This is a genomic window from Sphingopyxis sp. (assembly GCF_035686825.1).
Lineage (GTDB): Bacteria > Pseudomonadota > Alphaproteobacteria > Sphingomonadales > Sphingomonadaceae > Sphingopyxis.
Window position 1 is genome coordinate 165,297 of the sequence record NZ_DASRYZ010000007.1, and the last position, 21,316, is coordinate 186,612.

16 protein-coding genes and 1 riboswitch are annotated in these 21,316 nt (G+C 66.8%); of the genes, 4 read left to right on the forward strand and 12 right to left on the reverse strand.

Annotated elements, in window-relative coordinates; genetic code table 11:
* Nucleotides 1-8: 8 nt before the first annotated feature.
* Nucleotides 9-2,567 carry a family 20 glycosylhydrolase gene (locus tag VFG17_RS18630; RefSeq protein ID WP_325030873.1) on the forward strand — a complete coding sequence of 853 codons (2,559 nt, stop codon included), beginning with the start codon at nucleotides 9-11 and terminating at the stop codon, nucleotides 2,565-2,567.
* A gap of 17 nt (nucleotides 2,568-2,584) precedes the next feature.
* Complete coding sequence (locus tag VFG17_RS18635) at nucleotides 2,585-3,595, forward strand: cupin-like domain-containing protein (protein ID WP_325030874.1); 1,011 nt, start codon at nucleotides 2,585-2,587, stop codon at nucleotides 3,593-3,595.
* Here the strand turns inward: VFG17_RS18635 and VFG17_RS18640 are convergent.
* From VFG17_RS18640 to VFG17_RS18690, 11 genes are all read right to left on the reverse strand, one after another.
* A complete protein-coding gene (locus tag VFG17_RS18640; protein WP_325030875.1) occupies nucleotides 3,592-4,314 on the reverse strand; it encodes a hypothetical protein in 723 nt (240 codons plus the stop codon). The two genes, VFG17_RS18635 and VFG17_RS18640, sit on opposite strands and share 4 nt — an antisense overlap.
* A complete protein-coding gene (locus VFG17_RS18645; protein ID WP_325030876.1) occupies nucleotides 4,278-5,051 on the reverse strand; it encodes an ABC transporter ATP-binding protein in 774 nt (257 codons plus the stop codon). Before VFG17_RS18645 ends, VFG17_RS18640 begins: the two co-directional genes overlap by 37 nt.
* On the reverse strand, nucleotides 5,045-6,046 hold the full coding sequence (locus VFG17_RS18650; RefSeq protein ID WP_325030877.1) for an iron ABC transporter permease: 1,002 nt from the start codon (nucleotides 6,044-6,046) through the stop codon (nucleotides 5,045-5,047). The genes VFG17_RS18645 and VFG17_RS18650 overlap by 7 nt, the downstream gene beginning before the upstream one ends.
* Nucleotides 6,043-6,900, reverse strand: a complete 858-nt coding sequence (locus VFG17_RS18655; protein WP_325030878.1) for an ABC transporter substrate-binding protein — start codon at nucleotides 6,898-6,900, stop codon at nucleotides 6,043-6,045. Before VFG17_RS18655 ends, VFG17_RS18650 begins: the two co-directional genes overlap by 4 nt.
* The gene (gene cobO, locus VFG17_RS18660) at nucleotides 6,900-7,508 is read right to left on the reverse strand and encodes a cob(I)yrinic acid a,c-diamide adenosyltransferase (protein ID WP_325030879.1); all 609 of its coding nucleotides are present in this window, start codon (nucleotides 7,506-7,508) and stop codon (nucleotides 6,900-6,902) included. Before cobO ends, VFG17_RS18655 begins: the two co-directional genes overlap by 1 nt.
* Nucleotides 7,508-9,367, reverse strand: coding sequence for a TonB-dependent receptor plug domain-containing protein (locus VFG17_RS18665; protein WP_325030880.1), 1,860 nt, complete (start codon nucleotides 9,365-9,367; stop codon nucleotides 7,508-7,510). Before VFG17_RS18665 ends, cobO begins: the two co-directional genes overlap by 1 nt.
* A gap of 176 nt (nucleotides 9,368-9,543) precedes the next feature.
* Nucleotides 9,544-9,761, reverse strand: a riboswitch (cobalamin riboswitch).
* 285 nt (nucleotides 9,762-10,046) lie between these two features.
* Nucleotides 10,047-11,204, reverse strand: coding sequence for an acetyl-CoA C-acyltransferase (locus tag VFG17_RS18670; RefSeq protein WP_325030881.1), 1,158 nt, complete (start codon nucleotides 11,202-11,204; stop codon nucleotides 10,047-10,049).
* 1 nt (nucleotide 11,205) lies between these two features.
* Nucleotides 11,206-12,435, reverse strand: a complete 1,230-nt coding sequence (locus tag VFG17_RS18675; protein WP_325030882.1) for an acetyl-CoA acetyltransferase — start codon at nucleotides 12,433-12,435, stop codon at nucleotides 11,206-11,208.
* 1 nt (nucleotide 12,436) lies between these two features.
* On the reverse strand, nucleotides 12,437-14,128 hold the full coding sequence (locus tag VFG17_RS18680) for a class I adenylate-forming enzyme family protein (RefSeq protein ID WP_325030883.1): 1,692 nt from the start codon (nucleotides 14,126-14,128) through the stop codon (nucleotides 12,437-12,439).
* Between the two features lies 1 nt (nucleotide 14,129).
* Complete coding sequence (locus tag VFG17_RS18685; RefSeq protein ID WP_325030884.1) at nucleotides 14,130-15,626, reverse strand: carotenoid oxygenase family protein; 1,497 nt, start codon at nucleotides 15,624-15,626, stop codon at nucleotides 14,130-14,132.
* Nucleotides 15,623-16,591, reverse strand: coding sequence for a nitronate monooxygenase (locus tag VFG17_RS18690; protein ID WP_325030885.1), 969 nt, complete (start codon nucleotides 16,589-16,591; stop codon nucleotides 15,623-15,625). The genes VFG17_RS18685 and VFG17_RS18690 overlap by 4 nt, the downstream gene beginning before the upstream one ends.
* A gap of 115 nt (nucleotides 16,592-16,706) precedes the next feature.
* On the opposite strand from VFG17_RS18690, the gene VFG17_RS18695 reads away from it, so the two are divergent.
* Nucleotides 16,707-18,995: a TonB-dependent receptor gene (locus VFG17_RS18695; protein WP_325030886.1), complete on the forward strand. Its 2,289-nt coding sequence runs from the start codon at nucleotides 16,707-16,709 to the stop codon at nucleotides 18,993-18,995.
* 105 nt (nucleotides 18,996-19,100) lie between these two features.
* Complete coding sequence (locus VFG17_RS18700) at nucleotides 19,101-20,033, forward strand: winged helix-turn-helix transcriptional regulator (RefSeq protein WP_325030887.1); 933 nt, start codon at nucleotides 19,101-19,103, stop codon at nucleotides 20,031-20,033.
* 16 nt (nucleotides 20,034-20,049) lie between these two features.
* On the opposite strand, the gene VFG17_RS18705 is transcribed toward VFG17_RS18700, so the two are convergent.
* Nucleotides 20,050-21,279 (reverse strand): MFS transporter, encoded by a 1,230-nt coding sequence (locus VFG17_RS18705; protein WP_325030888.1) that lies wholly within the window; start codon nucleotides 21,277-21,279, stop codon nucleotides 20,050-20,052.
* Nucleotides 21,280-21,316 lie beyond the last annotated feature (37 nt).

The following is a 21,316-nucleotide window of genomic DNA, read 5'->3' on the forward strand; positions in this document are numbered from 1 at the left end:
GAAAATTGATGCGGGCTGCGGGGTGGATCACGATGGCAATGGCGGTGCTCGCCGCGCCGCAGACGCTGGCGGCCGAGGCGGGGTCGCAAGCATCGCTCGACCGCCTCGCCGACACACTCGGCTACCGCCTCACGATGGTCGACAATGGCCCGACATGCCCGGCGGGGATCGAAGGCTGTTTCCTCACGACGATCACCCTGACCGTGCCCGAAACGCTGCCCGCCGACATGCCGACCAAGGGGCTCGCGCTCTATTTCAGCTTCGTCAACCGGCTGCCGCTCGTCGAAAGCGACATCTTCGCGCACCGGCTGATCAACGGCGACGTCCAGCAATTGACGCTGAAGCCCGGCGCGACGCTGCGGCCCGGCGCGCGTCACGAGATCAAGCTGTGGGGCGTCGGCTCGAATTTCTCGAAGGCGTTCGGCATGCCCAATGCCTATCTCGTCGCCGACGGGCTCGAACCGCGCACGATCGCCGCGACGCGCGCGGTGATCGATCCCGACACCGGGCTCGAAACCTTGCCCTTCGTCGCGCCGATGACCGACGAGGCGAAGCTTGCGACCAAGAGCGAGGCCGATAAGACGCGCTGGCTCACCGCCGAGCGCGCCTTCGACCTGCAGGCGGGCCGGCTCGCGCCCGAAGCCACCGGCGTCGTGATCCTGCCCAAGCCCGCAAAGGCGGTGCAGGGCAAGGGGCAGCCGGTCGACCTCGGCCGCGGCGTCGCGCTGACATTGAGCGGCGTCGAGCGTGGCGCGATCGCACCCGCGCTCGCGGCGCTCGGCGCCAAGGAAGGCGCGTTGCCGCTGACGATCCACATCGATCGCGCCGCCGCCGCGAAGCCCGAATCCTATATCCTCGACGCCAGGGCATCGGGCATTGCGATCACCGCGCACGACGCCGCGGGCGCGAGCCATGCCCTGCGCTCGCTCGCGCAGCAGGCGGCGTTCGAAAAGGGCAAGCTCACACCGCTGCACGTCGAGGACGCCCCCGAATATGGTTTCCGCGGTCTCCACATCGACCTCGGGCGCAATTTCCACGGTCGCGAGGAGATATTGAAGCTCGTCGAGGCGATGGCGACCTACAAGCTCAACAAGCTCCACCTCCATCTCGCCGACGACGAGGGCTGGCGCATCGAAATCCCGGCGCTTCCCGAACTCGCCGAAATCGGCTCGAAGCGCTGCCACGATCCGTCCGAGCGGACGTGCATCCTGCCGCAACTCGGCGCCGGGCCCGACGGCATGGGCGGCGTCAACGGCTATCTTTCGGCCGCCGACTATGTCGCGATCGTCGAGGCCGCGGCGGTGCGGCAGATCGAAGTCATCCCGTCGATCGACATGCCCGGCCACAGCCGCGCCGCGATCAAGGCGATGGAGGTGCGCCACGCGCGTCTGACCGCGGCGGGCAAACAGGCCGAGGCCGACGAATATCGCCTCATCGACCCCGCCGACACGACCGAATATCGCAGCATCCAGAATTACGACGACAATACGCTCAACGTCTGCATTCCCGCGACCTATCGCTTCGTCGATACCGTCGTCGATGCGCTCGCCGCGATGCACAGCCAAGCGGGCGTGCCGCTCAAGACCTTCCACCTCGGCGCCGACGAGACCGCGGGCGCGTGGGTCAAATCGCCCGCGTGCAAGGCGATGATCGCCGAAAATGGCGGCGATGCCGGCAAACTCACCCCGCGCTTCATAGAGCGCGTGACCGCGAGCCTCGCGGCGAAAGGCCTGCGCACCGGCGGCTGGAGCGACGGCATGGGGCATACCGAAACCGCGGCCATGCCCAAGCAGCCGCATCTGGTGCAGACCAACATCTGGGGCGTGCTCCACACCGGCGCGATCCGCGAGGCGCACGACCAGATGAACCGCGGCTGGGATACGGTGCTCTCGATCCCCGACCTCGGCTATTTCGACATGCCCTATGCGCCGCATCCAGACGAAGGAGGCTACGACTGGGCCTCGCGCGGGGTCGATCCATATCAGGTCTATGGCTTCATGCCCGACAACCTGCCCGCCAACGCCGCGACGATCCGCAACATCCATGCCGAGGGCAAGCCGATCGAGGACAAGCCGGTCCTCGAGCCCGGGCACCGCGTCGCGGGATTGCAGGCGCAACTGTGGAGCGAGACGATCCGCACCGACGCGCAGGTCGATTATATGCTCTTCCCGCGCCTGCTCGCGCTCGCCGAGCGCGCCTGGGCGCCCGCGCCCTGGACCCCGCCCTATCAGGCGGGCACCAGCTACGAATGGGGCGACAGCCGCGTCGACGCCGCGAAGCTCAAGGCGGGCTGGCAGGATTTCGCCGGGCGCGTCGCGGCGCAGTGGCCGATGCTCGAAAAGATCGGCGTCGCCTATCGCGTCGCGCCGCCGGGTGCGCGGATCGCGAATGGCAAGCTCGAGGCGAACAGCATGTTCCCCGGCACCGCGATCGAATATCGGGTCGAGGGCGGCGCGTGGACGCGCTATACTGGGCCCGTCGCGGTCGGCGGCGCGGTGGACCTGCGCAGCCGCTCGGCCGACGGCAAGCGCGCCAGCCGGACGGTGCGGGTCGAACCCGCCCGCTAAGGGGCAGGGGAGACGAAGTGAGCGGGACGTTGGAAGAAATCGCCGGCAGCGACCATGGCGCGATCGCGCGCGCGGTCGCGGCCGCCGAGCAGCCCGTCGTCATCCGCGGCATCGCGGCCGACTGGCCCGCGGTCGCCGCGGCGCGCGAGGGCGACGAAGCCATTGCCGCCTATCTTGCCGCGCGCGACAATGGCAAGCCGCTCACCGTGCTCGTCGGTCCGCCCGAAACCGGCGGGCGCTATTTCTACACCGACGATATGCGCGGAGTGAATTTCCGCAGCGAAAAAATGCCGATGGCGGCGCTTGTCGAGCAATTGCTCGCGCTGCGCGATACCGCCGACGCGCCGACCCTCTACGCGGGATCGACCCCGACCCCCGAGAGCGTCGCGAGCTTCGCCGCCGAAAACCCGCTCCCCCTCGACACCGGCGTCGACCCTCGCATCTGGGTCGGCAACGCCAGCCGCATCGCCCCGCATTACGACATGGCGGCGAATATCGCGGTGGTCGTCGCGGGCCGACGGCGCTTCACGCTTTTCCCGCCCGAGCAGATAACGAACCTCTACGTCGGCCCGGTCGAGCGCACGATCGCGGGCCAGCCGACGAGCATGGTCGACCCCGACCATCCCGACCACGCGCGCTACCCGCTCTATGCCGAGGCCGAGCGCCACAAGCTGGTCGCCGAACTCGCGCCCGGCGACGCGATCTACATGCCGCCGATGTGGTGGCACCATGTCCGCAGCGAGGGCGCGCTGAACGTCCTCGTCAACTACTGGTTCGGCCAGCGGCCCGACCGCTTCCCCTTTGCCGCGCTGATGCTCGCGATGCACTCGATCCGCGAACTGCCCGACGCCGAACGCGCCGCGTGGAAAAGCTGGTTCGACCATTATGTCTTCGGCGAGGGGGCGACGCACGCCGTCGATCACCTCCCGCCGCACGCGCAGGGCGTGCTCGGCCCGCCGTCGCCGCAGCGCGACCGGATGATCATCGACTATGTCGTCGGCTTCTGCCGAAGCGGCGGCAGCGGCTAGGCCGCCTTCATCCACACGACGAGCGCAAAGCGCGTCGCCTTCGTCGGCAGCGTGCGGTGCGGCGTAAAGCGGTCGAGAAACAGCGCCGTCCCCGCCGGGCATTCGGGCCGCACCCGCGGCAGGCCCGCAAGCCGCCATTCGGGAATCTCGAACCCCTCGTCGCCCGCGCTCGCGAGCGGCGCCGGCTGGCGCCCCGCCGCGACCTCGAGCCCCCCGCTCTCGGGTCCGGCATCGCTCAGCGGAATCCACGCGGTCACGACAACCTTGCCGCACCCGGTCCCATCGTCGCGCGCGACGTCGCTGTGCCACGCATGGCGATGCTCGGGAAAGCAAGCGATGCTCGCGCGCACGCGCACGATCTTGCCCGACAACGCGCGGCCGCCGAGCTGCTCGGCGGTTTCGACCAGCCGCGGATCGTTTGCGAGCGCCTGCAACCGCTCGCCACGATGGGCATCGGTGCAGACCGCAATGCGCAGCAAATTCGCGATGCTGCGCTCGTGCGCGTAAACGCGGTCGATCCGCTCGGCCAACGGTGCTTCAGGACTGCTCTGCCCGAACGGCAGGTAAAGCGCCCGCGCCACCCGGTCGATATGCTCGGCAATGTCACCCGCCGCCGCGCGGACCAGCGCGGGATCGAAGATCGGCACCGCCGCATAACCCTGCTCGGCGAACTGCGCCGCGCTCATCGCGCGCGCCCGAAGGTCGTGATCGTCGGCCATTCGCCGCCGGTCTCGACACGCGCATCGATGCCATAGACGGCGCGCAGCCGTTCTGCGGTCAGCACCTCGGCGGGCGTGCCGTCGGCGACGATCCGCCCGCCGTCGATCAGCAGCAGCCGGTCGCAATAGCGCGCCGCCATGGTGAGGTCGTGGAGCACCGCGATCACCAGCCCGCCGCCGTCGGCTTCGGCGCGCAGCAGCTCCATCACGTCGATCTGATGCCCCGGATCGAGGCTCGCGAGCGGCTCGTCGGCGATCAGCGCCGGCGCCTCGACCGCCAGCGCGCGCGCGAACAGCACCCGCGCGCGCTCGCCGCCTGACAGCTCGGTCGCGATCCGCTCGCGCAGTTCGAGCACGTCGGCGCGGTCCATCGCACGCTCGATCGCCGCGCTGTCGGCATCGGCAATCCGCGACATCGGCGCAAGGTGCGGCAGCCGCCCCAGCCCGACGAGCCGCTCGACCGTCAGCGGCCAGTGCAATGTCTGCCCCTGCGGCACATAAGCGATGCGCCGCGCGAGTTCGCCGCGCGGCATCGCCGCCGCATCGACCCCGTCGACCTCGACCCTTCCGCTTGCCGGCACCAGCGCGAGCATCGCGCGCGCCAGCGTCGACTTGCCCGCGCCATTGGGCCCGACGATCCCGGTCAGCGTGCCCGCGCCGAACGCGGCGCCGACATCGTGGACCACCGCGCGGCGGCCGAGCGTGACGCCGACATGATCGAGGACCAGGCTCACCATAGCCGCCGCTCCCGCATCAGGTGGAGAAGGAAGACCGGCACCCCCAGAAAGGCGGTGACGACGCCGAGCTTGAGCTCGTTCGTCGTTGGAATGATCCGCACGCCGAGGTCGGCGAGCGTCAGCAGCGCCGCGCCGCCGATCGCCGAGGGCAGCAGGATCGCCGACGGGCTGCGATCGGTCAGCGGGCGGATCAGGTGCGGCACGATCAGCCCGACAAAACCGATCGCCCCTGACACCGCGACCGCGCCGCCGACCCCGATCGCGGTGCCGATCAAGAGGCGCAGCCGCGTGCGCCGCAGGTCGGTGCCAAGCGCCTGCGCCGCATCCTCGCCGAGCGTCAGCGCATCGAGCGCGCGCCCGTTCCACAGCAGCATCGCACCGCCGATCGCGATGCACGGCAGCGCGATCCACACATGATCGAACGACCTATTCTCGAGGCTCCCGAGCAGCCAGGTCATGATTTCCATCGCCGCGAAGGGATTGGGCGACAGGTTGAGCGCGAGGCTCGTCCCCGCGACCGCAAGCGTCCCCACCGCGATCCCGGCGAGGATCAAGGTGAGCGGGCTTTCGGCGCGGCCCGCGAGAACGAAAAGCAGCGCGAGCGAAACGAGCGCGCCCCCGGTCGCGAGCAAAGGCAGCACCAGAGCATGGATTTCGGCGAGCCCGAAATAGATCGCCGCCACCCCGCCGAGCGCCGCCGCGTTCGACGTCCCGAGCACCGACGGCTCGGCGAGCGGATTGCGCAGATAGCCTTGCAATGCCGCCCCCGCGAGCCCGAGCATCGCGCCGACCGCCAGCGCCAGCAACGTGCGCGGCAGGCGCAGGTCGAAGAGGATGATCGACGCGACCCGGTCGCCGTCGCCGCCCGCCGCCGCGAGCAACCGCGCCACCGACAGGTCGACCGCGCCGAACAGCAGCGACGCGACCGCAGCGACGAGCGTCAGCGCCGCGAGCGCGGCAATCAGCGACCAGCGCGGCAGGGCAAAGCGGCTCATGATCGGCCCCCGTCGTGCCGCGCGATCTGCGCCGCCATGCTACGCGCCGCCTGCGTATAGGCAGGGCTGCCGCACACCGTCCACGCCTGCGGAACGCTGATGCGCGGAATATCCGCGATCGCCGGATGGTGGAGCATCTCGCTCCCCTGGTCGGTCACCACATCGGTCGCGCTCTCGACGATCAGGAAATCGGGCTCGGCGGCGACCATCTCCTCGAGGCTCAGTTGCGACAGCGGCGGCTTGCCGAGCTTGCCGGCAAGATTGACCAGCCCGACGCGCGTCATCATTTCGTCGATCAGCGTGCCGGTGCCGGTCATATAACCGCGCCGCTGATAATAGGCGGCGACGCGGCCCTTGCCCGGCTTCGGAAGCCCTGCAAGTTCGCCTTCCATCCGCGCGATCAGCGCCGCGCCGCGCTCAGGGTGGCCGACCGCCGCCGCGGTCTCGCGGATCGACGTGTAGATTTCACCCAATGTGTTCGCGGTCGCCAGATCGAGCAGCGGATAATGTTGCTGCGGCAGCGCGCGGAGCGCCGCGCTGCGGCTCGCGGGCATGCCGACGATCAAATCGGGCTCGATCGCCAAAATCTGCTCGGCCGAATTGCTGAGTAGCGGGATGCCGTGCGCCTTCGCCGCCTCGCCCGACATTTCGGCGTCGGTCGCGTTCTTCGTCAGCCCGGCGATCTGCCCCCGGTCGGCGAGCGCGAGCACGAGCTGGTCGGCGCACAGGTTGATCGAAACGATACGCTGCGGCACCGCCGGCGCCTTCACGGGCGGGGCGGGGGAGGCCGCCCACAGCAGCCCCACGCCGCTCGCGAGCAGCGCGGCCGCCGCCAAAAGGCCGCGCCGCCGCATCAGAACTCGACCCCTTTCTGCGCCTTCACATTCTGCTCGCGGAACGGATGCTTCACCTGCGCCATCTCGGTGACGAGGTCGGCGGCGTCGATCAGCGGCTGCGGCGCGTTGCGCCCGGTGATGATCACATGCGTCATATGCGGCTTCGCGCCCAGCGCCTCCAGCACCTCGCCCACTGGCAGATAATCGTAACGCAGCACGATATTGAGCTCGTCGGCGATCACCATCGCATAGTCGGGATCGGCGATCATCCGCTTCACTTCCTCCCACGCTTCGCGCGCGACCGCGATGTCGCGCGTCCGGTCCTGCGTATCCCAGGTGAAACCTTCGCCCATCGGCTTGAATTCGATCAGGTCGGGGAAGCGGTCGAACACCGCCTTCTCGCCGGTCGTCATCGCGCCCTTCACGAACTGCACGACGCCGACCTTCATCCCGTGGCCGATCGCGCGCACCGCCATGCCGAGCGCCGCCGAGGTCTTGCCCTTGCCGGGACCGGTGTGGACGATGACCAGCCCCTTTTCGACCGTCTTCGCCGCGACCTTCTTCGCCTGCGCCGCCTGGATTTTCTTCATCTTCGCCGTGTGCTCGGCGTCGCTCCGCGCCTTCATCAGAAGCGCGCCCGCACGCCGCCATAGGCCGCGCGGCCATAGGTGCCGTAATGGAAGGCGGTCGCATAATCGGCGTCGAACAGATTGTCGACGCGGCCATAAATCTCGAAATTCGGTCCCACCGGGAAGGAGGCGCGGATCCCCGCGAGTGCATAGCCGTCGAGCGGCACCGCATTCGCCGCATCGTCGAAACTGTCGCCGACCATCGTCAGCGTCGCGCCCATCGACAGGCCGAACGACCAGTCATAATCGGCCGACAGGCTGACCGCATGTTCGGCGCGGCGGGGCAGGCGCTTGCCGTCGAACGCGGGGCGCCCCGACCGGTCGCGCGCGTCGATATAGCTGTAGGATGCGGTGACGTTCAGCGCATCGACGGGCTTCAGCGCCAGCGTCGCCTCGACCCCCTTGGCGCGCGTGCGGTCGATATTGCCATAGGTGAAGGTCGCATTGTCGTAATTGATCTGGTCCGTGGTATTGCGCAGGAACGCGGTCAGCGAAACGAGCGCGCGGCCGTTCGCCAGGCTTTGATCGATGCCGATGTCATAGCTTTTCGACCGCTCGGGGCGCAGCGCGGCATTGCCGCTGAACGCGTCGTAAAGCTGATAGAGCGACGGCGCCTTGAAGCCTTCGCCATAGCTCAGCCGGAAATTGGTCGCGCCCGCATTCGGCGAATAATTGGCGTTGGCACCCAGCGTCGTCGCGCCGCCGAACTGACTGTGATCGTCGTGGCGGACGCCGCCCGACAGCGACAGGCCGGCAAGCGGCTGGACGATCGCGAGCGCATAGGCGCTGTCGATATTGGCCTTCTGGCTGTCGGTCGATCCAAAGCCGAAGAAATCATAATCGGGGCGCTCATGTTCATAACCAAAGATCAGCTTCGCCTGCTGCACCGGCGTCACGACGCCCTGATATTCGAAGCGCAAATTACTGCCCGAATAGCCATAATCGGGCGCCGTCCCGCGCACGAAATAATAATCGCGCTCGTTGCGCATCCATGTCACCGCCGCGCGGCTGGTGAAATTGCCGTCGAACAGGCCGAGGTTCAGCCCCGCATAGCCTATATATTGGTCGAGCTTGGCGACGTCGGCGCTGTCGGCGGGCGCGCCGAAGAAGCTGTCATAATCGAGGTCGGCGTTGATATAATAGCCGCGCAGATCGAGGCTCAGCGCATCGCTGAACGCGACCTTCAACCGCGCATTGCCCGCGAAATTCTTGTATCCGTCCTTCTCGGTGCCGACCGCCGCCGACGAAATGCCGTCGGTGCGGAAATAAGCCCCGCCGATCCCGCCCGAAATCGCCCCGGCGGTGCCCGACACGTCGGCCTTGGCATTCAAACTGTCGCTATAGCCATATTCGGCCGAGGCATTGGCGGCGAAGCCCTCGGCGGGCGTCGCCGTCATCAGGCTGACGACGCCGCCGATCGCCTGGCTGCCGTGGACGACCGAGTTCGACCCGCGCAGCACCTCGATCCGGTCGATATTGCCGGTCAGCAGATGGCCGAAATCATATCCGTCGCCGATGCCGCTCGGATCGTTGACCTTCACCCCGTCGATCAGCACGAGCGTCTGCGTCGTTTCGGCGCCGCGCAGCGATATGCTCGCCACCGATCCGGTGCTGCCCGACCGGTTGAAACGCACCCCGGGCGTCGTGGCGAGCAGGTCGACGACATCGACCGACTGGCGCCGCGCGATCGTGTCGCTGTCGATGATCGTGATCGCCTGGCCGACTTCGTCGCGCGATTGCTCGATGCCCGACGCGGTGACGACGATATCGTCGCCGCTTTCGCCGCCCGCCGTTTCGGCCTGGGCCGGCGTCGCCACGGCCAATGCGATCAGCGAAATAGTGTTAAACTTCAACATGGCTAGGCCCCGCACGCCGGCAACGAAGGCGGAGCCTGCCGATGCGCGGGCGCGACCGGCCGATGCTGGCGGCGCAAGTGGCGTCATGCCTGCGACCCCGGCACCGAGGCGGCTCCAGCCGCCTGGTCGTCGCTCGACGGAAACCTCCGTGCCGCGGCCTTTCCCTGGGCCTTGGCATTGAGCGACCCACGCCGGCAGGTCTCCTGGCTCGCGGGTCAGGGCTTGATGCACGCCTTCCCAGGTCACCCCAGTGGCTGCCCGGATCATGGGTCCGGGCGGTGCATCGCGCTCGCCGCTTACAGTTGCAGGGACAGCCTCGGTTTCGGCGCGCCTTCCGGCGCGCCTACCGCGTTCCCTATTAAGCCCTCTCGGGCACCGGCGCGATCATGCGCGGGGCAAGCCCCGCACGCGCCGCCCATAGCGCAGCCACGCTTTTGCGCAATCGGCTTTTATCGGGACGGTATCGACCTTCCCCCTTGATGGGGGAAGGATACGCAGCCTTGCCACGAATGTGGCTAGGCGAAGTTGGATGGGGGTGATGGTGCGCCCTTGCACCCTCGTTTCAGGCCGAAACCGCACCCCTACCGCTGCGACTAAGCCAGCAAGCTGGCAAGTCTCGCTACCTCCCCCATCAAGGGGGAGGGAACTCGGGCGGACAAGAACTGAATTCTTACAAACCCTATGCTTCCACCCGCTCGACCACCATCGCCGCGCCAACCCCCATCGCGCCGGTCAGCACGACCAGCCCGTACCGCCCGCCGCACGCATCGAGAGCGTCGAGCAGGGTCGAGGTCAGGATCGCCCCGCTCGCGCCCATGGGATGGCCCTTGGCGAGATGCCCGCCGCTGACGTTGACCCGCGCCGGATCGGCGTCGCGGTCGCGGTAGAATTTGGCGATGGTGACCGCGAACGCCTCCATGAACTCGATCCGGTCGATGTCGCCCATCGTCAGCCCCGCGCGCGCCAGCACCTTGTCCATTGCGGCAAACCCCGCGGTCAGCGACGCCGCCGGATCGCCGCCGCTCTCGGCAAAGGCGACGACGCGCGCGCGCGGCGCGATACCGAGCCCTTCGCCACCCACCAGCGCGAGCCCCGCGCCATCGCAGATCGGCGGCGCGTGCGCGATGCTATGCAACGGCTCGAAGGTCGCGCCCTCGAGAGCGCCCGCATATTGCGCCTGCAATTCGCCGAACGCCGCGGGCGCGGCGGCGAGCGTCTCCGCGCTCGTTTGCGGCCGGATACATTCCTCGCCGTCGAGCGATCCGGTCGCGATGCGCGATTTCTGAAGCGCGGCGTCACTTTCGGCCGCGCCCGCCTTCTGCTGCGAGGCGAGTGCGACGGCGTCGAGTTCGGCGCGCGTGATCCCCTCGACGTGCGCGAGCCGGTCGGCGGCGAGCACCGGCGGCACGAAGCGCGCGGGCGGGGGCAATTCGTCGTCGGTGTAATATCGGGCGCGATCGCCGAGGAAGGGCGCGCCGCTCATCGACTCGACCCCGCCCGCGAGCGCCACCGCGATCTCGCCGCTTGCGACCTTCGCCACCGCCTGCCCGATCGCCGACAGCCCCGAAGCGCAATAATTGTTGATGCTGTGCGCCGCCGTGGCATCGGGCAGCGCCGCGTGCAGCTTCGACACCAAGGCGATATGCCCGCCCTGCGCGCCGCTCTGCGTCACGCAGCCGAGGATCAGCGCGTCGGGCACGAACGCGCCGCATCGCGCCGCGAGCGCCGCCGCCTGGCTGCGCACCAGTTCCTGCGGGCTGAGCTTGGCGAGCCCGCCATCGGGCCGCGCCTTGCCGCGCGGCGTGCGGACCGCGTCGTAAAGATAGGCCTCGGTCAAATCAGGTGCCGACCACGAAGCTGACCGCCGTGGTCGCGCTGCCGCCGACGTTGAAGGTCGCGAAGTTGCGCGCGCCCTCGACCTGATAGTCGCCCGCATTGCCCGTCACCTGCCGCCAGCCATCGAGCAGCATCCGCACCCCGGTGGCACCGACCGGATGCCCGAGCCCGATCAGCCCGCCCGACGGATTGACCGGCAGTTTTCCGCCTATGGCAATCGTCCCGTCCTCGACCGCGCGCCAGCTTTCGCCCGGTTTGGTGATCCCGAAATGATCGATCGCCATATATTCGGTGATCGAGAAACAATCATGCACCTCGACCCCGTCGCACGCATAGATGTCGGGCATCTCCGCGCGCCGCAGCGCGTCCATCATCGCCTTGCGAACACTAGGAAAAACAAAGTCTTGGCCGCGACTATCCCGAACCTTGGTCGAATAGAGCAGCGGCGCCGTCGCATGCCCCCAGCCCTTGATGCGCGGAATCGAGTCGATCGAAATCCCGCGCCGCTTCGCATAGGCTTCGGCGACCTCGCGCGAGGCGAGGAAGATTGCCGCGGCGCCATCGGTCACCTGTCCGCAATCGGATTTGCGAAGCGAGCCCTCGATCAGCGGGTTGACCGCGTCATTCTCGCCGAGATGATCGTCGGTCACCGCCCAGCCGCGCGTTTGCGAATTGGGATTGCGCTTCGCATTGGCGAAATTATTGGCGGAGATCCCGCGCAGATGCGCGCGGTCGAGCCCGAAGCGTTCTTCATATTCCTCGGCGACGCGCGCGAACATGTACGGCCAGAGGTAGCGCGCCTCCTGCGCCTCGCGCCCCGCCCACGCCGCAGCGCCGAGATATTCGGCGGCGCGCTGGCCGGGGACGTTGCGCATCAATTCGATGCCGAGCACGAGCGCGAGGCCGTAGCGTTCGGCCTCGATCTCGGCGGCGGCGACGAGGATCGCGATGCTGCCCGACGCGCAGGCGGCCTCGTGGCGCGACGCCGGGATGCCCGCGAGGTCGGGATGGACATGGCCGAAGAAGCCGCCGAGCTGGCCTTGGCCCGCAAACAGTTCGCCGACGAAATTGCCGACATGCGCGGTTTCGACTTCCTTCGGCTCGATGCCCGTCGCGACGAACGCCGCTTCGGCGACGTCGCGGAACAGCTCGAACAGCCCGCCGCCCTCGCGTTCGAGGTTGCGCGCGAAGTCGGTCTGCGCGCCGCCGAGGATGAAGACGTCCCTTGCCATGTCAGGCTTCCTTTTCGAGGGTTGCGAGCGCCATTTCGCGCACTTCGCTGCGCATCACCTTGTTGGTGACGTTGCGCGGCAAGGCGTCGAAGCGGAACAGGCGCTCGGGCAATTTGAACACCGCGAGGTCGTGACCGCGCAGATAGTCGGCGACCTCGCCGATCCCGACGTCGTCGGCGCCGCGCGGGACATAGGCGAGGCCGATCCGCTCGCCCATCGTCGGGTCGGGCAGCGAGAAGGTGCACGCCTCGGCCAGCAACGGATGGCCGCCGAGCAACTGGTCGATTTCTTCGGGCGAGATGTTCACGCCGCCGCGGATGATCAGATCCTTGCAGCGCCCGACGAAGCGGTAGAAGTCGCCGCCCTCGGCGATCTCGAACAGGTCGCCGGTGCGGAACCAGCCGTCGTCTGTGAAGGCTTCGGCGGTGCGCTCGGGGGCGTTGTGATAGCCCTCGAACAGCGTCGGCCCGCGGATTTGCAGTTCGCCCGACACGCCGTCCGCTTCGATCGGATCGCCGCCGCCCGGCGGGACGAGCCGGCTTTCGATATTCGGCGCACGGCCCTCGCCATAGGGGCGCTGGTAGGTGCCGCGGCGCGGGAACAGGCTCGCGCGCTTGTCGGGGTCGGGCATGTCGCCCTCGCCGGTGATGAAGCTCATCCCCTCGTTCGACCCGAAGACGTTGACGATGATGATGCCGAGCTTTTCCTGAAAGCCGCGAACCATCGCAGGTGCGAGCGGGGCCGAACCCGAAGCGATGACGCGCAGGCTCGACAGGTCGACCGAGGCGAGCAAAGCCTCATTCTGCAGCAGCATGTTGAGCACCGCGGGCGGCGCGATCGTCAGGCTCGGCCGCTCGGTCGCGATCTGCTTGAGGTAGACGCCGGGGTCGAAGGGGTGGTGCAGCACCATCGTCCCCGCGCTGGTCAGCCAGCACATGGTAATACCGCCGATGCTCGCCATGTTGATGAGCGGGAAGGGGTTGAGCAGCACATCGCCCGGCCCGACCTTCATCGCCTCATAACCCGCGCCCGCCACGGCGATCCAGTGATTGTGGCTGCGCGGCACGCCTTTGGGCACGCCGGTGGTGCCCGAGGTCCAGCAGATGGTGAAGATATCGTCGGCGTCGACCGGGTTCGCCGCGACATGCGCGGCGAGCGCGGCTTCATCACCGACGCCGGTCGAGAGGTCGAGCGCCTCGTCGGGCGGGTTGGGGCCAAAGGTCATCAGCCGGATGCCACCCAGCAGCGGCGCCGCGACGCCGACATGATCGCATCCCTTGACCGTCGTCGCGCAGACGAAGGCTTTCGGTTCGACGACACCGATCATGCCCTTCAGCTCGTGGCTGCGATACTGCACTGCCGCCGGGCTGACGATCGCGCCGATCTTCGCCGCGGCGAAATAGAGCGCGACGAACTCGCTGATGTTCGGAAGCTGGACGAGCAGTACATCGTCTTTGCAGATCCCGGCTGTAACGAGCGCGCCCGCGATCCGGTCTATCTCGGCCTCAAGCTCCGCATACGTCAGCCGTTGTGGCTCGCCGAACGCGAAGTCTCCGCGATTGGGCGCATCGACCAGCGCCAGCCGTCCGGGATGCGCCGCCGCATTGGCCACAAACAGGTTGGCAAACGTCTCGTCACCCCACCAACCACTCTCGCGATACCGCCGCCTTTTATCCTCTCCCGCGACGATCATCTCAGGCGGCCAGCACGCTGTTCGGTCGCATGCCGATATCGTCGCCGCTCGCCCACACGGTGTGCGTGCCCGAGCAGATGCGTTCGGGCAGGATGATTCGGCACACCGGTCCCGCCTCGATATTTTTCGCGTCGATCAGCACGCATTCGGATCGGTCGGTTTCGAGGTCGGCGATGAAGGAGACGAGATAGCCGTCGTCCTCGTCTTTCGCATTAATCCGCGGCGCAAAGGGCGCCTCGCTGCCAAAGCGGCCGGGACCGAACTCGTAGCTTTCGCTCGTCCGGGCGTTGAGGTCGTGTTTCACGAGGCCGCGAAACAGAAACCAGCCCGGCTCGGGGATCGCGCTATAGGCGTAGCGATAGGGCTTGCCCGCATAGCGGTGGTTGAACATGCCGAATTCGAGGTCGCGGTCGTCGAGCCGCTCTTCTTTCGTCTCGCCGGTCTTCAAATTGAAGCGCCAGCGGTGAAGGCGCGGCTTGAGCAATCCCTGGTCGAGATAAGCCATCATCCGCTCGAGCCCCTCGGGCGCGTTCGGATAGGACTTCGGCATCGGCTCTTCCTGATAATAGCCGTCGAGGATGATCTCGTCGCCTTCCTCCCACGCGTTGAGCCAATGCAGCGTGTAGGTGGGCTCGGCCTCGAACCAGCGGATATCCTCGGGCTGCCCGTGGCGCGGAATGATCGCGAAGCGCGTCTTTTCGTCGGGGTGGAACTGGACGACGTGCAAATTCCGTTCGAGCAGCTCTTCGTTCCAATAGAGCGGCATGTCGTTGAGGATCGTGTAATTTTCGGTGAACGCCATGTCGTGCGGCAGCCGCGGCCCCGCGAGCGGCACGGGTATATAGTGCTTGAGCCGATTGTCGGCGCCCACGACGCCATAATGCATGTAAGGCGCGTGCTTGGAGTAATTGAAGAACATCAGCTCGCCGGTCGCGAGGTCGACCTTGCAATGCGCCGAAATGCCGTCGAGCGGGACCCAGCTTTCGGTGCCATGTTGTTCGAGCGTGAACGGGTCGAGCCGATAGGCTTCGCCGCATTGGTAGAAGGTCGAAATGATCTTGCCCGCATGGATCGCGACGTCGGTCGATGACGAATCCTTGAGCCACTCCTGCGCACCCCAGCCATGGCGCGTCGATTTGTGCGGCGGCTCCATCAGCCCCGCCCACAGCGAGCGGCCCGCTTCTTTCTCGGCCTCGAACCCCTTGGTGCGCACGAAGCGGCTGCGATAGCTGGCGCGGCCGTCCTTGAAGCTGATCGCGTGGATGAAGCCGTCGCCGTCGAAGGGGTGATAGCGGCCGATCGGCTCGTGGATCTGGTTTTCGCCGGTGCGTACATAAACGCCGTCGATGTCGGTCGGGATATTGCCGATCACCTCGGCATCGCCATCGGCGAAGATCGCGTTCCATTCATTATAGGTCGGGCGCCACGCGCCTTTCATATAGGGATGGTCGTTCGGCTGGATCGTGGTCCGGATCGTTTCGACGAGTTCGGCGGTCATGCGATGACTCCTGCGGTTGCTGCAAAGCGCGGCCGTGCGGCGGCGACATCATATTCGGAAACGAGGCGGTCGACGATGGCGGCAACGGGTTCGATGTCGCGCACCGCGCCGACGCCTTGTCCTGCGGACCAGACATTCTTCCACGCCTTCGCATCGTCCTGCGCGTCGGAGAAGTTCGGGCGCTTGTCCTCGGGCATGTTCGCGGGGTCGTAGCCCGCGGCGATCAGGCTCGATTTCAGCCAGTTGGCGGTCACGCCGGTGATACCTTTCGAAGGGATGATATCCTCGGCGCCCGCCGCGACGATCATCTCCTTGTACCCCGGCACCGCCATGCTTTCGGCGCAGGCGATCAGCGAGGTGCCGAGATAGGCGAAGTCGGCGCCGAGTATCTCGGCCGCCCGCACCGCATGGCCGGTCGAGATCGCCCCGCCGAGCACGAGCGGTCCGTCCCAGAACTGCCGCACCTCCTCGACGAAAGCGAAGCCTGCGGTCGCGCCCGTATGTCCGCCCGCGCCCGCCGCGACGAGCACCAGCCCGTCGACTCCGGCGGCCGCGGCCTTGCGCGCGAAGCCCACCGAATTGACGTCGGCGAAGACGAGCCCGCCATAGCCGTGAATTTCCTCGACGACGCGCGCCGGGCTACCGAGCGCGGTAATCACCAGCGGTACCTTGTGACGAACGACGCAGGCGAGGTCTTCGGGCAAGCGGCTGTTCGACGGATGGACGACGAGGTTCACCGCCCACGCCGCCGCTTCGGGATCGTTCGACAGCGCCGAATCGATCCGGCTCACCCAATCCTCGAGGTCTTCGGAGGTGCGCGCATTGGGCGCGGGGAAGCTGCCGATCACGCCCGAGCGCGATGCGGCGATCACCATCTCGGGACACGAGACGAGGAACATCGGCGCGGCGATCGCGGGCAGGCGCAGATTGCGCGTAAGCGCCGGTGGAAGGCCGTTTTTCGGCACCTTTGATCCTCTCTAAATTATCTCACTTGCATAACGATACTTAAAGACGATAAGAGTCGCAAGGCCAGAAAAACATCGCGGGGCAAATCCGACGATGGTGGGAGGGAGAGACATCATGAAGAAGCATTTGGTCGCGCTGCTTGCTGCATCGGCACTTGCCAGCCCCGCCGCCGCCTTTGCGCAGGACGCGGCGCCCGCCGAGGACCAGGGCGGGCTCGAAGAAATCATCGTTACCGCGCAAAAGCGCGCCGAGGGGCTGTCGGACGTGCCGATCTCGATCTCGGCGGTCAGCGGCAAGCAGGTCGAAAGCTACGGCCAGACCAACCTCGAGCAAATCTCCTCGTCGGTCCCGAACCTCAAGATCACCCAGACCGCGATCGCCAACCGCATCGCGATCCGCGGTATCGCGTCGGGCGACAACAAGGGGTTCGAGCAATCGGTCGCGATGTTCGTCGACGGCGTCTATTACGGCCGCGACCAGCTCTCGCGCCTGCCGCTCGTCGACATGGAGCGCGTCGAGGTGCTGCGCGGGCCGCAACCGACCTTGTTCGGGAAAAATGCGATCGCGGGCGCGGTCAACATCACGACGCGCAGCCCGACCGACGAATTCGAAGGCTCGATCAGCGGCCTCTATGAATTCAACCACAAGGAATTCCAGCTCACCGGCGTGCTTTCGGGCCCCTTGAGCGACGGCATCGAAGCGCGCATCGTCGGTTACCACCGCTCGATGGACGGCTATTTCTACAATCAGGAGCTCGATCGCGACGAGCCGAACGTCGACGAATATTATTTCCGCGGCAAGCTCGAATTCGACAAGGGCGGTCCCTTCGCGGCCGAACTCAAGCTCGAATATGCTGACTTCGAAATGAAGGGGCAGCCGCGCGATGTGTTCGGCGCGGTCGGCAATTACAATGCCGTTTTCCAGGGCCCCTTCTTCGTCAGCACCGACCCCGACTATGTCCGCGAGGACAATGGCTATGAGAGCAAGAACAAGGTGTTCGGCGCGACATTGAATGCCGACTTGGAACTCGGCGACCACACGCTGACCTCGGTATCGTCGTTGCTCGATTACAAGACGCGCGAGATCGTCGACGTCGATTTTTCGGGGATCAGCTTTCTCGACGGCACCAATTTGCGCGAGGATTATCGCCAGTTCAGCCAGGAACTGCGGCTCGCGTCGCCCGGCGGAGAGGCATTCAATTATATCGCGGGCGTCTATTATCAGCACGCGAAGCTCGACGTGCAGGACTTCACGCTGTTCAACCCGACCTTCCTCGCGCTGGGGGCACCCTTCAGCGCGCTTGGCGATACCAGCAACGATCGGGATTATGCGCAGAAGTCCGACCTGATTTCGGGCTTCGCGCAGGGCGAATTGTCGGTCACCGACCAGCTTCGCATCACCGCGGGCGCGCGCTTCAACCATGAGAAGAAGACGGGCAGCCGCAGTCTCGCGATCGTTCAGGGGCCGCTCAGCACCGCGCCCGCGCCGGTCGTCGCGGCGGTGTTCCGCGCGCTCAATATCGAGGCGCACAGCATCTCGGGCAAGATCAGCGAGGACAGCTTCAACCCGATGGTCAACGTCCAGTATGACGCGACCGACGATCTGATGCTCTACGCCTCCTACGCCAAGGGCACGAAGGCGGGCGGCTTCGACATCCGCTCCAACTCGCTCCCCACCTCGACGACGGTGGCCAAGCCCGGCGCGTTCGAGTTCGAGGATGAAAGCGCCGACAATTTCGAGGCCGGCCTCAAATACAAGGGGCGCAATGTCGCGTTCAACCTCTCGGTCTATCGCACCGATTACAAGGATCTTCAGGTCAACATCTTCGACGGCACGCTGAACTTCAACGTCCGCAATGCCGCCGAAGCGCGCACCCAGGGTGTCGAGGCCGATTTCCGCGCCGCGCTCGCGCCCGGGCTGACGGTCAGCGGGGCGGTCGCCTATCTCGACTTCAAGTTCAGCAACTTCACCGATGGCCAATGCTATTATCTGCAGACGCCCGACGCGAACGGCTTCTGCGACTATTCGGGCAAGCGCAACGCGCTCAGCCCCAAATGGTCGGGCAACCTCAATGTCGATTACACGACGCCGGTGACGAGCGACATGAAGGTCGCGTTCAACGTCAACGCCGACTTCTCCTCCTCCTATATCGCGGCGGCGAACCTCGACCCGCGCACGCATCAGGACGGCTATGTGAAGCTTGGCGCGCGGCTCGCGCTGGCTGAGGTCGACGACCGCTGGGAGGTCGCGCTGATCGGCCGCAACCTCACCAACCAGCGCATCCTGCAGACCGCGAGCTCGATGCCGCTCGCGACGACGATCACACGAAACGCCGGCAACGCCTATAACGGCATCGTCGACCGGCCGCGCACGATTGCGGTGCAATTGACGGGGCGTTTCTGATGCAGCGGGGAGGGTGGTTCGGCGCCGCCCTCCCTGTCGTAGGTGCCAGCCTTGTCGGCATCCCATGCTTCGTTTAGGGGGCGGGGAGAAGTAAGGACGGCTTATTTGAAACACGACCGCACCATCAGGGCCTGCTCGATCTGGCGCGCGCTCGATGTCGTCGGCGATGTGCCGGTCCTGCTGATCATGGAACAGACGTTCCTCGGCATCCACAGCTTCGACGAATTCGTCGCGCGCACCGGCCTCGCGCGCTCGGTCGTCAACGGCCGCCTCAAGAAGCTGGTCGAGGAGGATTGCCTCGCCAAAATGCCCAAGAAGAACGGGCGCGGCTTTCATTATATCCTGACCCAAAAGGGCCGCGACCAGTTCCCGAACGGACTGATGATGCTGCGCTGGCAGCATAAGTGGGAGGCGGACAGCCGCGATTTCCAGGTCCGGCTGCATCATGCGACGTGCGGCCATGCGACCGAGCCGGTGCCCGTGTGCGCGCATTGCCGGGTCGAGATCGATCCGCGCGACGTCGACTGGCGCGAAGGGCCGGGGCTCGCACAGGTCGTCCCGCATTACGAACGCCGCCGCTTCAACGGCGAAATCGGCGCGCGACGCCCCGGCGGCCGCCCGCTCGTCGACACGATGATCGAACTGTTCGGCGATCGCTGGGCGACGCTCGTCGTCCGCGCGATGTTCACGCACATCAACCGCTTCGACGACATCCAGCGCGACACGCTGATGGCGACGAACATATTGACCGGTCGCCTCGAACGGCTCGTGCGGCAAGGCATTTTGAAGACCGTGCCCTATTCGAGCCACGCCGACCGCGTCGAATATCGCCTGACCGACAAGGGGCGCGATCTTTACCCGGTGCTGCTCGCGCTGCTGCAGTGGGGCGACAAATGGTTTTCCGACGAGCGCGGGCCGCCGGTGTTGCTGACGCATCGCCCGTGCGGCCACGACCTCCACATGGTCGCGGCGTGCAGCCATTGCGGCGACGAACTCGCGCTGTCGAACAGCCGCTTCACGATCGAAGAGGCGGGCTAGGGTCCTGACCCTAAGCTCAGGGCAGGATGTGGCCCTCGTCGCGGCGCGGCATCGGCGCGACGAAACGCAGCACGAGCGCGGAGAGCAGAAGCCAGCCGGCGGACCCGAGGATCGCCGCGGGCAAGCTGCTGAGGTCGGCGACCAGCCCGAGCGTATAGGCGCCGAGCGCCATCGCGCCGAAGGTCACCGCCTGATAGATCGACAGGCAGCGGCCGAGTATCTCTTCGGGTGAGCGGAGCTGCATCGCGACGTTCAGCGTCGTCAGCGTCGACACCCATGCGCCGCCCGCGACGAAGGCGGCGACCATCAAGGCGGGGAGGTTGGCCGTGAGCGCGACGGGCAGCATCGCGGCGGCGAAGATCAGCGACGCCGTCGTCACCACCCGGTCGCTGCCCCAGCGCCGCCGCGCGGCCCCGACCCACAGCGCGGCAAAGATCGATCCCGCGCCAAAAGCGGCAAGGCACAGGCCATAGACGATCTCGGTCCCGTGCAGCCGGTCGCGGACGAGCGAGGGAAGCAGCGCCTGAAACCCCGCCGCGCCGAAACCGAAAGCGAAACCGCGGATCAACACGCGGCGCACCGGATCCGAATGCGCGCAGAATCTGATGCCCGCGGCGATCGCCGTCAGCATCGGCGTCCTTCGCGGCGGCTGCGTTTCGGGATGCCAGCGCAGCAGCACGACGATCAGCGCGACATAGCTTAGCGCGTTGAGTCCGAAAGCGGCGGCGGTGCCGACGATCGCGACCAGCATCCCGCCGAGCGCGGGCCCGACGCTGCGCGCGAGGTTGAACGCGATGGTGTTGAGCGCGATCGCTTGCGGCAAATCCCTGGGGCCGACCTGCAAGCGCACCGACGCCTGCCATGCCGGGCCGTTGAGCGCGGTGCCGCACCCGACCGCGAGCGTGAAGAACAGCAGCGTCAGCGGGGTGATCGCATCCATATAGGTCGTGGCCGTCAAGGCCGCCGAGACGATCAGCATCCCCGTCTGCGCCGCGAGCATCACGCGCCGCCGGTCGAAATTGTCGGCGATCGCGCCCGCGAAGATGCCGAGCAGCATCACCGGGATCGTCGTGCTCGCCGCCACCAGCGCGATCAGCAGGTGCGATTGGGTCAGCTCGGTCATCAGCCACGCGGCCGCAACCGACTGGATCATCGATCCCATGTTCGAAGCGAGGTTGGCTATCCAGATCGCGCGAAAGGCCGGGTAGCGAAAGGGCGCAAACGCGGATGGCGGTTCGGGGCTCACTCCGTTCCGCCTACCGCCCGCCCGCCATCATCGCAAC

Bases quoted from the DNA above. Each gene is read 5' to 3' on its own strand.
- VFG17_RS18630 (WP_325030873.1), top strand. From the start codon at position 9: ATGCGGGCTGCGGGGTGGATCACGATGGCAATGGCGGTGCTCGCCGCG.
- VFG17_RS18640 (WP_325030875.1), bottom strand. From the start codon at position 4,314: ATGGCCGACGATCACGACCTTCGGGCGCGCGCGATGAGCGCGGCGCAG.
- VFG17_RS18645 (WP_325030876.1), bottom strand. From the start codon at position 5,051: ATGGTGAGCCTGGTCCTCGATCATGTCGGCGTCACGCTCGGCCGCCGC.
- VFG17_RS18650 (WP_325030877.1), bottom strand. From the start codon at position 6,046: ATGAGCCGCTTTGCCCTGCCGCGCTGGTCGCTGATTGCCGCGCTCGCG.
- VFG17_RS18655 (WP_325030878.1), bottom strand. From the start codon at position 6,900: ATGCGGCGGCGCGGCCTTTTGGCGGCGGCCGCGCTGCTCGCGAGCGGC.
- cobO (WP_325030879.1), bottom strand. From the start codon at position 7,508: ATGAAGGCGCGGAGCGACGCCGAGCACACGGCGAAGATGAAGAAAATC.
- VFG17_RS18665 (WP_325030880.1), bottom strand. From the start codon at position 9,367: ATGTTGAAGTTTAACACTATTTCGCTGATCGCATTGGCCGTGGCGACG.
- VFG17_RS18675 (WP_325030882.1), bottom strand. From the start codon at position 12,435: ATGGCAAGGGACGTCTTCATCCTCGGCGGCGCGCAGACCGACTTCGCG.
- VFG17_RS18680 (WP_325030883.1), bottom strand. From the start codon at position 14,128: ATGATCGTCGCGGGAGAGGATAAAAGGCGGCGGTATCGCGAGAGTGGT.
- VFG17_RS18685 (WP_325030884.1), bottom strand. From the start codon at position 15,626: ATGACCGCCGAACTCGTCGAAACGATCCGGACCACGATCCAGCCGAAC.
- VFG17_RS18695 (WP_325030886.1), top strand. From the start codon at position 16,707: ATGAAGAAGCATTTGGTCGCGCTGCTTGCTGCATCGGCACTTGCCAGC.